Source organism: Vibrio sp. QJM3NY_15 (genome assembly GCF_057785995.1).
In genome coordinates, this window is sequence record NZ_CM173517.1 from 2,695,997 (window position 1) to 2,712,950 (window position 16,954).

The 16,954-nt window shown below is 43.6% G+C and carries 13 protein-coding genes; 8 read left to right on the forward strand and 5 right to left on the reverse strand.

The genetic code is table 11. The features are described from left to right. Positions 1-45: 45 nt before the first annotated feature. Entirely contained in the window at positions 46-1,563 is a 1,518-nt protein-coding gene (nagE, locus tag AC3CKG_RS11950) for an N-acetylglucosamine-specific PTS transporter subunit IIBC (RefSeq protein ID WP_241906944.1), read from the reverse strand. A gap of 517 nt (positions 1,564-2,080) precedes the next feature. Here nagE and nagA point away from each other — a divergent pair. The 4 genes from nagA (at position 2,081) to asnB (ending at position 8,003) form a co-directional block, all read left to right on the forward strand. Next, positions 2,081-3,217 carry an N-acetylglucosamine-6-phosphate deacetylase gene (gene nagA, locus AC3CKG_RS11955; protein ID WP_017106118.1) on the forward strand — a complete coding sequence of 379 codons (1,137 nt, stop codon included), beginning with the start codon at positions 2,081-2,083 and terminating at the stop codon, positions 3,215-3,217. Between the two features lie 2 nt (positions 3,218-3,219). Then, entirely contained in the window at positions 3,220-4,434 is a 1,215-nt protein-coding gene (gene nagC, locus AC3CKG_RS11960) for a DNA-binding transcriptional regulator NagC (protein WP_017106117.1), read from the forward strand. A gap of 83 nt (positions 4,435-4,517) precedes the next feature. Beyond that, on the forward strand, positions 4,518-6,104 hold the full coding sequence (locus AC3CKG_RS11965; protein WP_488528397.1) for a cation:proton antiporter domain-containing protein: 1,587 nt from the start codon (positions 4,518-4,520) through the stop codon (positions 6,102-6,104). Positions 6,105-6,338: 234 nt separating this feature from the next. Then, a complete protein-coding gene (gene asnB, locus AC3CKG_RS11970) occupies positions 6,339-8,003 on the forward strand; it encodes an asparagine synthase B (RefSeq protein WP_102276093.1) in 1,665 nt (554 codons plus the stop codon). 73 nt (positions 8,004-8,076) lie between these two features. Here the strand turns inward: asnB and rfaH are convergent, their stop codons facing one another. After that, complete coding sequence (gene rfaH / locus AC3CKG_RS11975; protein WP_102306531.1) at positions 8,077-8,583, reverse strand: transcription/translation regulatory transformer protein RfaH; 507 nt, start codon at positions 8,581-8,583, stop codon at positions 8,077-8,079. Positions 8,584-9,086: 503 nt separating this feature from the next. Between rfaH and AC3CKG_RS11980 the strand changes: the two genes are divergently transcribed. After that, positions 9,087-10,472 (forward strand): peptide MFS transporter, encoded by a 1,386-nt coding sequence (locus AC3CKG_RS11980; protein ID WP_017110337.1) that lies wholly within the window; start codon positions 9,087-9,089, stop codon positions 10,470-10,472. A gap of 90 nt (positions 10,473-10,562) precedes the next feature. Here the strand turns inward: AC3CKG_RS11980 and hemH are convergent, their stop codons facing one another. From hemH to htpG, 3 genes are all read right to left on the reverse strand, one after another. Beyond that, a complete protein-coding gene (hemH, locus tag AC3CKG_RS11985; protein WP_488528398.1) occupies positions 10,563-11,525 on the reverse strand; it encodes a ferrochelatase in 963 nt (320 codons plus the stop codon). Positions 11,526-11,802: 277 nt separating this feature from the next. Further along, the gene (adk, locus tag AC3CKG_RS11990) at positions 11,803-12,447 is read right to left on the reverse strand and encodes an adenylate kinase (RefSeq protein ID WP_009847341.1); all 645 of its coding nucleotides are present in this window, start codon (positions 12,445-12,447) and stop codon (positions 11,803-11,805) included. Positions 12,448-12,835: 388 nt separating this feature from the next. Next, a complete protein-coding gene (gene htpG / locus AC3CKG_RS11995; protein ID WP_065103134.1) occupies positions 12,836-14,740 on the reverse strand; it encodes a molecular chaperone HtpG in 1,905 nt (634 codons plus the stop codon). Positions 14,741-15,010: 270 nt separating this feature from the next. On the opposite strand from htpG, the gene AC3CKG_RS12000 reads away from it, so the two are divergent. The 3 genes from AC3CKG_RS12000 to AC3CKG_RS12010 all read left to right on the forward strand — a co-directional run bounded on the left by AC3CKG_RS12000 (position 15,011) and on the right by AC3CKG_RS12010 (position 16,954). Continuing rightward, positions 15,011-15,916 (forward strand): transcriptional regulator, encoded by a 906-nt coding sequence (locus AC3CKG_RS12000; RefSeq protein WP_102361491.1) that lies wholly within the window; start codon positions 15,011-15,013, stop codon positions 15,914-15,916. Between the two features lies 1 nt (position 15,917). Further along, complete coding sequence (locus AC3CKG_RS12005) at positions 15,918-16,433, forward strand: regulatory protein ToxS (protein ID WP_029223464.1); 516 nt, start codon at positions 15,918-15,920, stop codon at positions 16,431-16,433. 209 nt (positions 16,434-16,642) lie between these two features. Further along, the gene (locus tag AC3CKG_RS12010; protein ID WP_488528399.1) at positions 16,643-16,954 is read left to right on the forward strand and encodes an Rdx family protein; all 312 of its coding nucleotides are present in this window, start codon (positions 16,643-16,645) and stop codon (positions 16,952-16,954) included.

Sequence of the window (16,954 nt, forward strand, 5' to 3'; positions counted from 1 at the left end):
ACTTAATTAAGAGCAGTTGTTACGTCTTAATAAGTACTTCCTTTACTATGGAAGTTTTACATCAGATAGGTCTTCACCAGCACCGATAGCTTTCATTTCGCCAGCTACGATTTCAGCTAGTGGGCCTAGGATAACCTGTAGGTTGTTCTCACCCAGTTTAACCACACCTTTAGCGCCAAGTTTCTTAAGAACAACTTCATCAGCGATAGAGCGGTCTTTTAGCGTTAGACGTAGACGAGTGATACAAGCATCGATTGAAGTCAGGTTTTCGTGACCACCTAGAGCTTTAAGGTATTGACGAGCAACTTCACCTTTTGGAGCGTCGCCAGCAGGAGCAGCTACAGCTTCGTCATCATCTTCACGACCTGGCGATTTCAAGTTGAAAGCGCGGATTGCGAAAGAGAAAGTGAAGAAGTATAGAGCACCGAATGCTAAGCCAATCAATAGTAGAGTGAATGGTTTAGTTGCTAGACCCCAGTTCAATACGAAGTCGATTAGACCAGCAGAGAAACCGAAACCGTGCAGAGTACCAAACATGTTAGCAACAACTAGAGACAGACCTGTAAATACAGCGTGCATTGCGTATAGAGCAGGAGCTAGGAATACGAACATGAATTCTAGCGGCTCTGTGATACCTGTTAGGAATGAACAGAATGCAACTGAGAACAGTGCGCCACCAACTTGGCTACGTTTTTCAGCAGGAGCAGCTAGGTACATTGCAAGAGCAGCACCAGGCAGACCGAACATCATTACTGGGAAGAAACCGTTCATGAATACGCCAGCGCCTTTATCGCCACCGAAGAAACGGTGTAGGTCGCCAGATTTAACAGTTTCAGTCACTTCTTTAACTACAGTAGTGATTTCTGGAGTTACAGAGTTAGCGAATGTGAATGTGTGCTCTTGACCAACAACTAGAGTTTTAGCAAGTGCAGGGTCAACACAAAGTTGAGTGATGTTAGCGAATGCGCCTTGACCAGCAACAACGATTTCTTGACATGTACCCATACCGAACCAGAAGTATGAGTTCAATACGTGGTGTAGACCTACAGGGATAAGTGCACGGTTAAGAGTACCGTAAACGAATTGGCCAACAGCACCAGACGTTGATACCGCGTGAGCTAATGCATCTAGACCAGATTGAATACCAGGCCAAACCACACCAGACACAGCACCTGCAACAAGTGCAAATAGACCGGCCATGATAGGTACTAAACGTTTACCCGCGAAGAAAGCCAGCCACTCAGGAAGGCGTGTTGCATGGAAAGCGTTGTAAGAGTGACCTGCGATGATACCTGCGAAGATACCGCCGAAGAATGACATGTTAACGTCAGCGTTGATTGTCGTTGCTGTCGCTGTTAGTACGAAGTAAGCAACTGCACCAGCAAGACCCGCTGCGCCGTTACCATCTTTAGAAAGACCAATCGCGATACCTAGACCAAATAGCAGTGGTAGGTTACCGAAGATAGCACCACCAGCTTCTGCCATGAATGGAATATCAAGTAGATCGCCTTGACCTAAACGTAATAGAAGCGCCGCAATCGGAAGCGTTGCGATAGGTAGCATTAACGCCTTACCCAGCTTCTGTGCATATCCTAGAATATTCACCAGTTGTTTCCCCCTATAGGATTTTTTAGAATTCGTTTGAGAAACTTATTTTAGTCGCTCAATTTAGTCCTATTCAGTGTATTCAATTAATTTTGCTCCGCAAATTAAAACCTTACCATTTGTGATCCTAATCACCAGTTTTCACCAAATCCAGAGGTTTTTGCTAGCGAGATCATAAAACTTATTTTATCATTCAAAAAAATGAACATTTATAGATAAAATCTAAACCTAATCATTAGGTAAAAAGATGGTATATCTCGGCTTACATTGCCGTATGAATAATCATTAACAATGAACCTAAATGTATAATAACGATCAATTGTTCATATATTTTTCAATAACTTAAATAGCCTCACATTTTGAAGCCGTTTGCCCATAAAAGATAAATCGTTACGTAAATGATGCTCGCAAACTAAGTCCACATTTAGGTAACGAACAAATTTAAAAGATCTCACGAAATAAGGATTAGCTGACTATGTACGCGCTAAGTAACTGTAAAATTTACACTGGTAGTGATGTTCTGACCGATCATGCTGTTGTAATCGAAAACGAACTGATCAAAAAAGTCTGTCCTATCTCTGAATTGCCAGAAGGAATCGAGGTTCGCGATCTAGACGGAGCAAACCTAAGCCCAGGTTTCATTGACCTACAACTTAATGGTTGTGGCGGTGTAATGCTTAACGATGAGATCACTGCAGACACCATGCAGATCATGCACAAAGCAAACCTTAAATCTGGCTGTACTAGCTTCTTACCAACGTTGATCACTTCATCAGATGAAGATATGCGTGCGGTTATCACTGCAGCTCGCGAGTACCACAATCAATACCAGAACCAATCTTTAGGCCTACACCTTGAAGGTCCATACCTAAACGTTGCGAAAAAAGGCATCCATAGCGTCGATCACATCCGCAAATCTGATAGCGAAATGATTGAGCTGATTTGTGAGAACAGTGACCTTGTTGCGAAAGTAACACTGGCACCTGAGCTTAACGACCCAGAGCACATCGAGCGTCTGCGTAAAGCTGGCGTCGTTGTTTCTATTGGTCACACCAACGCAACGTACGCAGAAGCGCGTCAAGGCTTTGAGTCAGGTATTACATTTGCAACTCACTTGTTCAACGCGATGACTCCTATGGTTGGCCGTGAACCAGGCGTTGTTGGTGCGATTTACGATACTCCTGAAGTTTATGCGGGCATTATCGCCGACGGCTTCCACGTTGATTACGCAAACATTCGAATTGCGCACAAAATCAAGGGAGAAAAGTTGGTATTAGTGACGGATGCCACAGCTCCTGCAGGTGCTGACATGGAATACTTTATTTTTGTCGGTAAGAAAGTATATTACCGTGATGGTAAGTGTGTTGATGAAAACGGCACACTAGGCGGCTCAGCTCTGACTATGATTGAAGCAGTTCAGAATACAGTTGAGCACGCTGGTATCGCTTTAGACGAAGCTCTTCGCATGGCTACTCTATACCCAGCTACGGCTATCGGTGTAGAAAGCAAGCTAGGTCGAATCAAAAAAGGCATGGTTGCAAACCTTGCTGTATTTGACCGAGATTTTAACGTTAAAGCGACTGTTGTTAACGGACAATACGAGCACAATTAAGTATGAATGGCGGACAAATAGGTAACGTAGATTTAGTTAAACAACTAAACAGTGCGGCGGTATACAGACTTATAGACCAACAAGGGCCTATCAGTCGTATACAGGTGGCTGATGTAAGCCAACTCGCACCGGCAAGTGTTACAAAAATTACCCGCCAACTTTTAGAGCGCGGCCTAATTAAAGAAGTTGCGCAGCAAGCGTCTACTGGCGGTAGACGCGCTATCTCCCTAACCACAGAAGTAGAACCTTTTCATTCTGTTGCTGTGCGATTAGGCCGAGACTATATTCAAATAAGCCTTCATGACCTCGGTGGTCGTGAATTGGCTTTCTTACAGCAAGACCTTAATTATTCAGATCAGTCAGACCTTACCCAAGGCTTGGTTAATAATTTGAAGGCTTTCATTGCTGAACACCAACCAAAGATCGACCAGTTGATCGCGATTGGCGTGACTCTTCCAGGCTTGGTAAACCCAACAACCGGTGTTGTTGAGTACATGCCAAACACAGATATCGACAACTTGGCTTTGAGCGACATCATTCGTGACACGTTCCATGTTGCTTGTTTTGTGGGTAACGACGTTCGAGGAATGGCGCTTGCTGAGCACTACTTTGGCGCAAGTAAAGATAGCCAAGACTCTATTCTAGTCAGTGTTCACCGTGGTACCGGTGCCGGTATTATCGTTAATGGTCAGGTTTTCTTAGGACACAACCGTAACGTGGGCGAGATTGGTCATATCCAAATTGATCCACTCGGTGAGCAATGCCAATGTGGTAACTTTGGTTGCCTTGAAACCGTAGCGGCCAACCCTGCCATTGTTGAACGAGTTCAAAAGCTCATTAAACAAGGTTACGAGTCTTCGCTAACAGAGCTTGAACACATCACTATTCAAGATGTTTGTGACCATGCGATCAATGGTGATGAACTTGCTAAGCAGAGTTTAGTTCGAGTGGGCAATCAGTTAGGTAAAGCTATCGCCATGACGATTAACCTGTTTAACCCTCAGAAAGTCATCATTGCTGGTGATATTACGAAGGCACAAGAAATTGTTTTCCCTGCAATTAAGCGCAATGTAGAGAATCAGTCGTTAACGACTTTCCATAGCGGCCTGCCTATTGTAGCATCACAGATCGATAAGCATCCCACGATGGGAGCTTTTGCAATGATTAAGCGTGCCATGCTCAACGGTGTGCTACTTCAAAAGCTACTCGAAGACTAAAGAAAACCATTCTGATTTTCCGCGGGCCGTGTTTGTATAAACACGGCCCGTTTTTTTAAGCTAGGGAACTACAACAACAAGTTATGGAACTTATATTAATATCCACTGCGTTTATTGCAGGATTTATTGCTTTAAAGTGTCACCTTCCCCCATTGGTCGGCTTTTTGGTCGCAGGCTTTGGGCTCTTTGCTCTGGGCTTTGAAACCAATGACACCATCATTACGTTGGCTGATCTTGGCGTCACCCTACTCCTCTTTACTATTGGCTTAAAACTCGACATTAAAACCCTGCTCTCTAAAGAGATCTGGGCTGGCGCGACAATCCACAACCTTTTATCCACTCTGTTTTTTGCGGTCGCCCTGTTTGGTTTTAAGTTCCTAGGTATTTCCACGCTGGCAGCCATGTCAATGGAACAGATCGTCCTTCTCGGTTTTGCCCTTTCATTCTCTAGTACCGTATTCGCAGTTAAGTCTCTGCAAGAGAAAGGGGAAATGAATGCAACCTATGGCACGCTAGCGATTGGTATTCTGGTTATGCAGGATATCTTTGCCGTGGTCTTCTTAACGGCATCAACAGGCAAGATCCCAGAATGGTATGCCATCGCACTGTTCGCTTTGCCGTTCTGTCGTCCATTATTCTACAAAGTCCTCGATTGGGTTGGTCACGGCGAAATGCTGGTGCTGTTCGGTATCTTCTTCGCATTAGTGGTCGGTGCAGGCTTGTTCCAATTTGTAGGCGTAAAACCAGATCTAGGCGCGCTTATCCTAGGTATGTTGTTAGCTGGTCATCCAAAAGCTTCAGAGCTTTCGAAATCGCTGTTTAATCTAAAAGAACTTTTCCTAGTCTGCTTCTTCTTGAATATTGGCTTATCTGAGCAACCTACCATTCAAGGCTTTATGCTCGCTGTCTTGTTCTTATTGTTACTGCCAGTTAAAGGCATTCTGTATTTCTTGGTACTTAACCGTTTCAAGTTCCGTGTTCGGACTTCTCTACTCGCCTCTTTATCATTGTTTAACTACAGCGAATTTGGCCTCATCGTTGGCGGCCTTGCCTTTAAGATGGGTTGGATGTCTGGTGACATCTTGGTTGCCGTGGCGATTGCAGTATCCCTCTCGTTCTTAATCGCAGCACCTCTAAACAAAGCGGGCCACAAACTTTATCAACAATCGGGGAAGTGGCTAAAAGAACACGCTGCTGAGAAGCTCCACCAACGTGACAAACGAATTGATCCAGGTCGTGCTCAGGTGCTTATTCTTGGTATGGGCCGCATTGGCACTGGTGCCTACGACGAGCTACGTTCACGCTACGGTAAAGTGAGTTTAGGTGTCGAAGTCCGTGAAGACGCGGCACATAACCACAGAAGCCATGGAAGAAACGTTATTTCTGGCGATGCAACTGACCCAGATTTCTGGGAGCGTATCTTAGATACAGCAAACGTGAAGTTAGTGATCTTGGCTATGCCTCATCACCAAGGTAATCAAACCGCTTTAGAGCAATTGAAGTCACGTAACTTTAAAGGCCAAATTGCCGCGATTGCTGAATACCCAGATCAACTAGAAACATTAAAAGAAAACGGTGTCGATGCGGCATTCAACATTTACAGTGAAGCTGGTAGTGGTTTTGCTCGACACGTATGCGAGCAACTAAACCCAAACATCAATAAGATCTAGTCCTAAACATTGTCTAGTTAACCTCTCAAAATTGCTGTTCTTTTGCACTTTTGAGAGGTTTTTGTTTAAAAAACCAACCGTAATTAGACACCAATCACCAAAACAACTTTAAAATTAGATATTTTCTAACATAAACCCCTTTATATTATTTTTTTGCTCACATTCGGTTGCTTTTTTTAGCCAGAATGGCAAATTGAATACAGTTGATTTAGAAATTATTTAAAAGGAAGTTCTATGTGTTCAGTATTTGGCATTCTCGACATTAAAAGTGATGCCGCAGCACTTCGCCCTATTGCTTTAGAAATGTCTAAAAAGCTTCGTCACCGAGGCCCAGACTGGTCTGGCATCTATGCTGGTGAAAAAGCAATTCTTGCTCACGAGCGTCTGGCTATCGTTGGTCTTAACAGTGGTGCACAACCACTATACAGCCAAGATAAAAAGCACATTCTTGCAGTGAACGGCGAAATTTATAACCACAAAGAACTTCGTGCACGCTATGAAGATAAGTACCAGTTCCAGACTGATTCAGACTGTGAAGTTATCCTAGCGTTATACCAAGAAATGGGCGCGGACCTTTTAGAAGAACTTAACGGTATTTTCGCATTCGTTTTATATGACGAAGAGAAAGACGAGTACCTAGTCGGCCGTGACCACATCGGTATCATCCCGCTTTACCAAGGCTACGATGAGCACGGCAACTATTACGTTGCTTCAGAAATGAAAGCACTCGTTCCTGTATGTAAGACGATCAGTGAGTTCCCTCCTGGTAGCTTCTACTCTTCAAAAGATGCAGAGCCTCAACGCTACTACATCCGTGATTGGAACGAATACGCTGCCGTTCAAGGTAACAGCACAAGCAAAGAAGAGCTGACTGAAGCACTAGAAGCAGCAGTTAAGCGTCAACTAATGACTGACGTGCCTTACGGTGTACTTCTATCGGGTGGTCTTGATTCATCAATCACATCTGCTGTCGCTAAACGTTTTGCGGCAATGCGTATTGAAGATGATGAGCAATCTGAAGCTTGGTGGCCGCAACTGCACTCATTTGCTGTTGGTCTAGAAAACGCGCCTGATCTGATCGCTGCTCGTGAAGTTGCAGATAAGATTGGTACCGTGCACCACGAGATGACTTACACCATTCAGGAAGGCTTAGATGCAATCCGTGATGTTATCTACCACATTGAAACTTATGATGTAACGACCATCCGTGCTTCAACGCCGATGTACTTGCTTGCTCGTAAGATCAAAGCAATGGGTATCAAGATGGTACTTTCTGGTGAGGGTGCTGATGAAATCTTTGGTGGTTACCTGTACTTCCACAAAGCACCAAACGCGAAAGAGTTCCACGAAGAAACGGTGCGTAAACTTCTTGCTTTAAGCATGTTTGATTGTGCTCGTGCGAACAAATCGTTGGCGGCATGGGGTGTAGAAGGCCGAGTACCATTCTTGGACAAAGAGTTTATCGACGTCGCTATGCGCCTGAACCCTGAAGACAAGATGTGTGGCAACGGTAAGATGGAGAAACACATCCTACGTGAGTGTTTTGAAGACTACCTACCAGATTCAATCGCATGGCGTCAGAAAGAGCAATTCTCTGACGGCGTAGGCTATGATTGGATTGATACGCTGAAAGCAACCGCTGAAGACAAAGTGACGGACAAACAGATGGAGACGGCTCAATTCCGCTTCCCTTACAACACACCAACAACGAAAGAAGGCTACGCTTACCGTGAAATTTTTGAGGAGTTATTCCCTCTAGAATCAGCGGCAGAGTGTGTTCCTGGTGGTCCTTCTGTTGCATGTTCATCAGCAAAGGCCATTGAATGGGATGAGTCATTCAAAAACTGTGTTGACCCATCTGGTCGTGCGGTACAAGCTGTTCACAACGACTCTTACTAGAGTCTAGGTACAGGTCAAAAACAAAAAAGGCGCACTATGCGCCTTTTTTTAAGCCTGTTTTTTATTGCTGCACTTATGCATGAGCTTGTAGTGCTTCGTTCTCTATACTGATCGGCACAACTTGACTGATCATCTTAACGAGCATAATAGAGCGTGCTTCTCCATCCTTTTGATGGAAAATAGCCTCTACCCCAGCAAACTGACCACTATTGATTTTGACCACTTGCCCTGATTCAAACTCAACACAGCACTCTTCAGGTTCATCTTCGCAACACTTCTCAAACTCTTTAAGTTCATACACTAAGTCGCCTTGGACTTCGTGTGGCCTTGCGCCAAATTTAATAAAATCGACGACACCACGCGTTGAACGAACAGTAGTAAAACTTGGACCCTGTTCGTAGTCAAAACGTACAAAGATGTAAGATGGGAATAGCGGTTCTTTGACCTGCTTCTCTTTCCCTCTAACGACCTTCTTAACATCTATTTGAGGATAAAAGCACTCTACCCCTTGATTCTCTAAATGTTGTTGAGCACGCTTCTGATCACCGCGCTTACAATAAAGTAAATACCAACGTTTCATTTTACTAGCCATTTTCTATTTTGGGACATATTACCACAAGCCTAAAACGGTTAATCACCGTTAATAAAATGAATCCTGATAAGCAATAAATAATGCGTAACAGACCAACTTATCAACAAAAAGCCATAGAGACAAAAAGTGGTTAAGCATTGTACAGGGAACATTTACAGATAAAAAGTCGCATTATTGTAAGGCTATGTATGCTACACAGATAAAGAACGCCATTTTATTTATTTTAATAATAACATCCAACAAACCAATAAATTCAACCATTAACATTCAATAATTCTTTTAAATAGAACATTATGCGCTCAACTCAAAACTGGAAAATTAGTTTGCAGCACGCATTATCTGGGTAACATTATCAATAAAACCTATTATTTTCATAAACTTATAAAAAATTAGTTATCGTGACCATAAAAGACACCTATTGCAGATGGTTATTCCACTCTGTATACATAAGGAACTATAAAATCTTTTAATACCTAAAATTAGTAAAACTTATGCCAAGCAATCACAACATATTTGGCCACCCTAGAGGCCTATTTCTACTCTTTAGCACCGAGCTATGGGAACGTTTCTCCTACTATGCAATGCGTGCAATTCTTGTTTTATTTCTTACCGACACCACTATCAATGGCGGCCTTGGTTGGTCAACTAAAGATGCCCTCGACCTTTATGGTATCTACACTGGTTTAGTCTACATCACACCATTAATCGGCGGCTGGCTTGCCGATAACTACTTAGGACAACGTAAATCGATCCTAGTGGGTGGTGTATTAATGGCATTAGGCCAATTTACGCTTGCTCTTCCTAACGGCGCTATTGGCTTAGACCAAGTAAATGCTCTTTATCTAGGTTTAGCACTGCTTATCAGTGGTAACGGTATGTTTAAACCAAACATCTCGACCATGGTTGGCGACCTATACCAAGAAGGCGATAACCGACGTGACGGTGCTTTCACCATTTTCTACATGGGCATCAACTTAGGCGCGCTACTGGGTGGCTTAATTTCAGGTGCTGCAGTTGACTCGTTCGGCTGGAAAGCTGGCTTCCTAGCCGCTGGTATCGGTATGGTTATCAGCTTAGTTATGCAGTTGACGATGGCTCAATCATGGTTAGGCAACATTGGTTCAGTACCTGCAGCTGCACGAGCGAAAGCGCTGAACAAATCAAAAGAGAAAACACCACTGACCAAAGAAGAGTTCGACAGACTAAAAGTTATTCTGATTATGGGTCTGTTCGTCATTGTTTTCTGGGCTGGCTTTGAACAAGCTGGCGGCCTGATGAACATCTACACTCAGCAATATACTGACCGTATGATTGGTGGTTTTGAAGTTCCAGCTGCATGGTTTCAATCTCTAAACCCATTCTTCATCATCACCCTCGCACCTATCATTGCGGCGTTTTGGGTTAAGCTTGGTAAGCGTGAACCAAACTCTCCAGTGAAATTTGCAATGGCTTTGTTCTTCCTAGCTCTAGGCTTTGTGTGCATGATGGGCGCAGTAATGGAGCAAGGTGGCGACCTAACAGTGAAAACATCAATGCTGTGGCTAGTCGGTGCTTTCTTCTTCCATACCCTTGGCGAGCTTTGTCTATCTCCTATTGGCCTGTCGTTGGTCACTAAGTTAGCTCCGCTTCGTCTAGCATCGTTAATGATGGGTGCATGGTTTGGCTTCAATGCTGTCGCAAACTACGTAGCTGGCCTTGTGGGTTCTCACGTTGGTGAGCTTGGCGCAATGTCTATCTTCGGTGGTATCGCCATTACAGCGACAATAAGTGGCGTCTTACTGCTTCTTTGTGCTGGCAAGCTTGTATCATGGATGCATGGTGTAGAAACCAACATGACGCTTGAAGCAGAACCAAAAGCAGAAACTTCGGTTGCTTAATAGCTAGATCGATTTCAAGAAGAAACATCAAGATCAAAAAGGGCTGCTCAATGAGCAGCCCTTTTGTTATCTATTCAATCGCCATATCAGTTAGCGATGAAGCGCCACTAGTTCAGCCATCATGTCGATGTGTGAGTCTCTGTCGTTGAGACACATAATGTAGCTAAAGTCTGAACCACCAGCATCAATGAACGTCTCTTTACACTGGTCTGAAATCTCTTCTAACGTTTCTAAACAATCCACAGAGAATGCAGGCGCCATAATATCGATCTTCTTGATACCTTTACTTGGAAGCGTTTCAAGCGTTTCATCGGTATAAGGCTTCAACCACTCCTCGCGGCCAAATCGAGATTGGTATGTCATGGTGATGTCTTCCGAGGATAACCCTAACTCCGCAGCAAGTAATTTGGTCGTCGCTTCACAATGTTGAGGGTAGATATCGCCTTCATCGGCTAACCTTTTAGGGATGCCGTGGAATGAACACACCAAGTGATCGCCTCTGCCATTTTTTTCCCAATGGCTACGAACACTTTCAGCCAGTGCTTTCGCATAACTAGGGTGAGAGTAATAATCTCGAATAAAGCGATAGCTCGGGATGACAGGCATTTGTTTGAAGGCTTTAGTTAAACCATCAGAAACGGCCGCTGTCGTTGTGCCTGAGTATTGAGGGTATAAAGGCAATACAATAATGTCTTCAACGCCCTGATCCATTAATTGCTCAACGCCGGTTTTAAGGCTTGGATTACCATAGGTCATCCCCAAAGCTACAGGCATCTGTAATTTTGTTTGTAGCTTTTCAGCTTGTCTCTGCGAATAAACAAGCAGTGGTGAGCCTTCGTCCATCCAAACAGACTGATAAAGCTTAGCCACTTTAGGTGCTCGAATCGGTAGAATCACCCCATGTAAAATAGGACACCAAAGCCAGCGAGTTAGGTTTACCACTCGTTTGTCGTGTAAGAATTCACTTAAAAATCGGCGAACGCCAGCTGGAGTCGCGGTATCTGGTGTTCCTAGGTTAACCAGTAAAACGCCCTGCTTTTTATTATTTTCCATAGCTACCTGAGACCAATGTGTGATTTTCTGGAACGTAATATACTAATCTGCATAAGTTTAAGATCATTGTTACGCAACTAAATTTAAGAATAGTCGTTCTTAACCTGAGTTATCACAACATCACCTTGATCGTTAGTCGCGCGAATCTAAGCCGTAGCGCAGAAATTGTGCACAATCGATTTTATCTAGATTGGTATATGACTAAAAATTGAAACAAAAAAAGCGACCTTAAAGGTCGCTTCCAATATATCAAATTCTAAAACTGGCTGTTAGCCAATTATGCTAGTGCTTTCTCAAGTTCTGCACTAACTTCAGCAACTTGCTTAGTACCGTCGAACTTAAGGTACTTAGTGTTGCCTGCTTCAGCTTCTTTACCGTAGTAAGAGATAAGCGGAGCTGTTTGATCGTGGTATACACCTAGACGTGCACGAACTGTTTCTTCTTTGTCGTCATCACGAACCACTAGCTCTTCGCCAGTGATGTCATCTTTACCTTCTTCTTTAGGCGGGTTGTACACATTGTGGTATGTACGGCCAGAAGGAAGGTGAGCACGACGACCAGCCATACGCTCAACAATCACATCGTCAGCTACGTCGAATTCAACAACGTAGTCTACTGCGATACCCATTTCTTTTAGGCCATCAGCTTGAGGGATTGTGCGTGGGAAACCGTCTAGTAGGAAACCTTTCTCACAGTCATCTTGAGCGATACGCTCTTTGATAAGACCAAGGATAATTTCATCAGAAACTAGCTGACCCGCGTCGATTACTGATTTAGCTTGCTTACCAAGCTCAGTACCCGCTTTGATAGCAGCACGTAGCATGTCACCAGTTGAAATTTGAGGGATACCAAATTTGTTCATGATGAAGTTAGCTTGAGTACCTTTACCCGCGCCAGGAGCACCTAGAAGAATGATGCGCATGTTTAATCCTCTTATAAAAATTATGATTTATACCGAAGCTCACTATCCCGCCTTTCTGGTTCAATTTAAGTCGAACAAGAGAGGTTAGGTAACAACTGAGGCTAAGCACAACTGTAAACAGAAGCAAAACGGTAAGTTTCGGTATAACGTTTAAAAATCATACAACTGGAGATGATAGGTTCATAGTCCCAGCTGATTAGGTCGAGCATTCTATCACATTAATATTCAATTTGGCTGAAATTAAGACTAAAGAATGTATCGACAGCGTTTGCGTTCGTCTTGTTAGCAACTTTAGCGACATTTCGATGAAGTTAAGCGACGTTCATAAAAAAAGCCCGCATTCGCGAGCTTTTATTCATAATTATAGGCTTAGCCCAAAGTCGAAAGACTAACGTTTTGTCAGTAGCTCGTTGATTGCACCTAAGAATTGTGACGGATCTTCCATTGAGCCCTTTTCAGCCAGCATAGCCTGGCCAAGTAATAGTTCAACCCAGCGACCAAACGCTTGTTCGTCCGCTTCATCTGCCATCTGTTTAACGAGCGCATGCTCAGGGTTAATCTCAAAGATGTACTTCACCTCAGGAGCCGCTTGTCCCGCAGCTTCTAGAAGTTTAGCCATTTGAGTGCCCATCTCGAAATCATCGGTAACAACAACAGCAGGTGTAGTTGCTAACTTGAATGTCGTACGAACTTCTTTAACACGATCACCAAGGTAAGCTTGAGTGCGGTCAACAACAGACTTGAACTCTTCTTCCGTCTCTTTTTGCTTCTCTTTCTCTTCTTCACCTTCAAACTTGCTTAGATCTAAGCCCGCTTTTGTGATCGACTGGAACTGCTTACCGTCGAAGTCAGTTAGGTAATTCATCACATACTCATCGATACGGTCGTACATCAGAACAACTTCGATGCCTTTCGCTTTGAACTGCTCTAGATGAGGGCTGTTCTTAGCCGCAGCATAGCTGTCTGCCGTTAGGTAATAAATCTTGTCTTGACCTTCCTTCATACGTTCTACGTAAGAAGCTAGGCTGATGGTTTGCTCAACAGAATCCACTTCCGTTGATGAGAAACGAAGTAGACCAGCGATTTTTTCTTTGTTCGCCATGTCTTCTGCTGGGCCTTCTTTCAATACTAGGCCGAACTCTTTCCAAAACTCCAAGTACTTGTCGTTGTCATTCTTCGCCATGCGCTCAAGCATAGTCAGCACACGCTTAGTACATGCACCACGAAGAGACTGAGTCACTTTGTTGTCTTGAAGGATTTCCCGAGACACGTTCAGTGGAAGATCATTTGAGTCAATTAAGCCACGAACGAAACGCATGTAAGATGGCATGAACTGCTCTGCATCATCCATGATGAATACGCGCTGTACATAAAGCTTTAAGCCGCTCTTGTGGTCACGGTTCATCATGTCCCAAGGTGCTTTCGCAGGGATGTAAAGCAGGCTGGTGTAGTCGTTCTTACCTTCAACTTTGTTGTGGCTCCACGTTAATGGATCAGCAAAGTCGTGAGAAACGTGCTTGTAAAACTCTTGGTACTCTTCTTTCTCGATATCAGATTTATTACGAGTCCAAAGCGCTTGTGCTTTGTTGATCTGTTCCCAATGCTTCTCTTCGGTGTCTTTACCTTCGTCATCTTTAACCGCAGTTAAGATAGAAACCGGGATGCCGATGTGATCAGAGTATTTACCAATCACTTCACGCAAGCGCCACTCATTCAAGAATTCTTTACCGTCTTCACGCATATGAAGAACGATGTCAGTACCACGAGATTCTTTAGTGATGTCTTCAATGGTATAGTCGCCCTCACCCGCTGAATGCCATTGCACAGCTTCATCGCTTGCCAGTCCAGCAGCGCGAGTTCGAACCGTTACAGCGTCTGCAACGATAAATGCAGAATAGAAACCAACACCAAATTGGCCAATAAGCTGAGAGTCTTTGCTTTGGTCATCAGACAGCTTTGAGAAAAAGTCAGCCGTACCTGATTTAGCAATCGTACCCAAATGCTCGATAACGTTGTCGCGGCTCATGCCGATACCGTTATCAGAAATGGTCAGGGTGTTGGACTCTGCGTTGAATGACAACTTCACGCCTAAATCCGCATCGCCTTGGTAAAGGTCGCCATTAGAAAGCGCTTGAAAACGAAGTTTGTCAGCCGCGTCAGATGCGTTAGAGATCAACTCACGTAGGAAAATTTCTTTGTTTGAATACAGTGAGTGGATCATTAGATGAAGTAGCTGTTTTACTTCAGATTGAAAGCCACGAGTCTCTTTATTTTGCGTTGCTGTTTCGCTCATTTTTACTCCAAAACATCTATACTTTATGTTGAATACCGGAAGAGGCGTTACACAGGATACCACTCTTATGTTCATTAACATGAGGATGACAAATGTAAATTCAAGGTCAAAAATCATAAAAACACTGTTTTTTTGATCTGTTTTTATTATCCTTGAGGGTGATAAATATAAAAGAACATAAAAGAAGCCATGATTTGGTGAAGAATTAACGGAACTTCACCTGAGATTTGTCTATTTCGCACTCAAAATCATCCAAAATAGAAGAATTCAATGAGCAATATCGGCACAAAGTTTATTCTCGCACAGCGGTTCGTATTCGACCCAAACAGCAATTCACTTGTTGATCAAGCCAGCGACGGTGAAGTCGTACGCCTTGGTAGCAATGAAAGCCGCATTCTCCTGATGCTGTCAGAAAGACCCAATGAAGTTATCACTCGTAACGAATTACACGAATATGTTTGGCGAGACCAAGGCTTTGAGGTAGACGACTCCAGCTTAACGCAAGCAGTATCGACACTCAGAAAGATGCTGAAAGACTCAACTAAGTCTCCAGAATTCGTAAAGACCGTGCCAAAGCGTGGCTACCAGTTTATCGCTTCTGTTGAACGTTCTGCGCCACTTTCATCAAGCGAACAGCCAATCATGGCTGAAGTCGTAGAAAATGAGATGGAGCCGACCTTAGCGTTTACGACGACAGCCGAAGAAGTAGTCACTGAGATGACCGAATCAGAACCCGTGGCTAAGATTCCAGAAGCTAAGACTGAAGTAGAACCAAAAGCGACCACAAACGTTGCCGCGAACAAAAATAGTAATAAGTGGACAAGCTTTAGTGCTCTACTTATCGCTATTATTATGCCAATTCTAGTAATCACGTTTACTAACCCAGCCGAATCAGAGTTTCTGACACTGGCTGAAGTTGATGGCGTTAAGGTTCAGACACCGATCAACCACCCAGATTTAAGCAGTTGGCTACCAGCCATAGAGAAATGTGTTGTTCATTACAACAACAACCACACAGGAATGTTGAAGCCAACAGAAGTCATCGCAACAGGCGGACAAACCAATAACCTAGCTCTTAACTATATTCACCCACAAGAATATTCGAGCGAGAATATTACTCTAAGAATTTATGCGAACCAGTCGGATTTAAACGACATTTGTAAAGGTGATCAGTAACATGAAATTAAAAGTCTCTATTATTTTACTGGTTCTTTCTGCTTTTCTTAGTGGCTGGTTGTATTGGGGCAGTGATGCTCAAGTCGAACGTCTGCTAACCGCCCATGAGTGGCAATCAAAAATGGTGACTCTGATTACCGATAAGAAGCAAGCTGACTCGATCGGTCCGCTTCGTAAAGTAGAATTATCTTCAAACGCTAAGTATCTACCTAATGGTACCTACCTAAGAATGTCTGTGGTTAGGCTATATGGCACCCAAACAGCACCAGCAAATGTGATCAACATTTCTGAAACAGGCCAATGGGATATCAATGATAACTACCTACTGGTTTCACCGACTGAGTTTAAAGACGTGACATCTGCCCAGCGCCAAGATTTTTCGGAAGAGCAGCTTGAACTGATCACTCAGGTAATCAAAATGGATGCAGAGCAAAGCCGACGCATTGATATTGTGAACCCGAAAGCACTGTTACTGACTAGCTTAAACCACGGCTCTACCGTGTTGTTTTCAAACTAACTCTCTCGAGTAATAAATAAAGGGGCATTGCGCCCCTTTTTTGTATCTAATTTCTAACATAAGATCCATGGATTGGGTTAATCACTTACCCTATTGTTGGGCTCTCTCCTAACTCACGAATCAAGTAACTAGCTCGTCAAAATGGCATTTGAAATATTGACGTTCGCCGTTGGCACCAAACTACTGTTATAGAATTTTCAGGGATATCTATGAGTACAGAATTAAACGCGGTAAGTACATCAATCACCAAAGCAACCATCGCAATACGCTATTGTCGCCAATGCAATTGGATGCTTCGTTCTAGTTGGTTATGCCAAGAGTTACTGCATACGTTCAGTGAAGAAATAGAACAAGTGAGTTTACATCCTGATACCGGAGGTCGATTTGAGATCTTTTGTAATGGCGTGCAGATTTGGGAAAGAAAGGCAGACGGTGGCTTTCCTGAGGCGAAAGTGCTGAAGCAAAGAGTGCGAAACATCATTGCTCCAGACAGAGATCTTGGCCACGTAGACTCAAAATAA

Excerpts from the sequence above, each read along its gene's own strand:
- nagE (WP_241906944.1), bottom strand. The coding sequence starts at position 1,563 with ATGCTACCTATCGCAACGCTTCCGATTGCGGCGCTTCTATTACGTTTA.
- nagA (WP_017106118.1), top strand. The coding sequence starts at position 2,081 with ATGTACGCGCTAAGTAACTGTAAAATTTACACTGGTAGTGATGTTCTG.
- nagC (WP_017106117.1), top strand. The coding sequence starts at position 3,220 with ATGAATGGCGGACAAATAGGTAACGTAGATTTAGTTAAACAACTAAAC.
- AC3CKG_RS11965 (WP_488528397.1), top strand. The coding sequence starts at position 4,518 with ATGGAACTTATATTAATATCCACTGCGTTTATTGCAGGATTTATTGCT.
- asnB (WP_102276093.1), top strand. The coding sequence starts at position 6,339 with ATGTGTTCAGTATTTGGCATTCTCGACATTAAAAGTGATGCCGCAGCA.
- rfaH (WP_102306531.1), bottom strand. The coding sequence starts at position 8,583 with ATGAAACGTTGGTATTTACTTTATTGTAAGCGCGGTGATCAGAAGCGT.
- AC3CKG_RS11980 (WP_017110337.1), top strand. The coding sequence starts at position 9,087 with ATGCCAAGCAATCACAACATATTTGGCCACCCTAGAGGCCTATTTCTA.
- hemH (WP_488528398.1), bottom strand. The coding sequence starts at position 11,525 with ATGGAAAATAATAAAAAGCAGGGCGTTTTACTGGTTAACCTAGGAACA.
- adk (WP_009847341.1), bottom strand. The coding sequence starts at position 12,447 with ATGCGCATCATTCTTCTAGGTGCTCCTGGCGCGGGTAAAGGTACTCAA.
- htpG (WP_065103134.1), bottom strand. The coding sequence starts at position 14,740 with ATGAGCGAAACAGCAACGCAAAATAAAGAGACTCGTGGCTTTCAATCT.
- AC3CKG_RS12000 (WP_102361491.1), top strand. The coding sequence starts at position 15,011 with ATGAGCAATATCGGCACAAAGTTTATTCTCGCACAGCGGTTCGTATTC.
- AC3CKG_RS12005 (WP_029223464.1), top strand. The coding sequence starts at position 15,918 with ATGAAATTAAAAGTCTCTATTATTTTACTGGTTCTTTCTGCTTTTCTT.
- AC3CKG_RS12010 (WP_488528399.1), top strand. The coding sequence starts at position 16,643 with ATGAGTACAGAATTAAACGCGGTAAGTACATCAATCACCAAAGCAACC.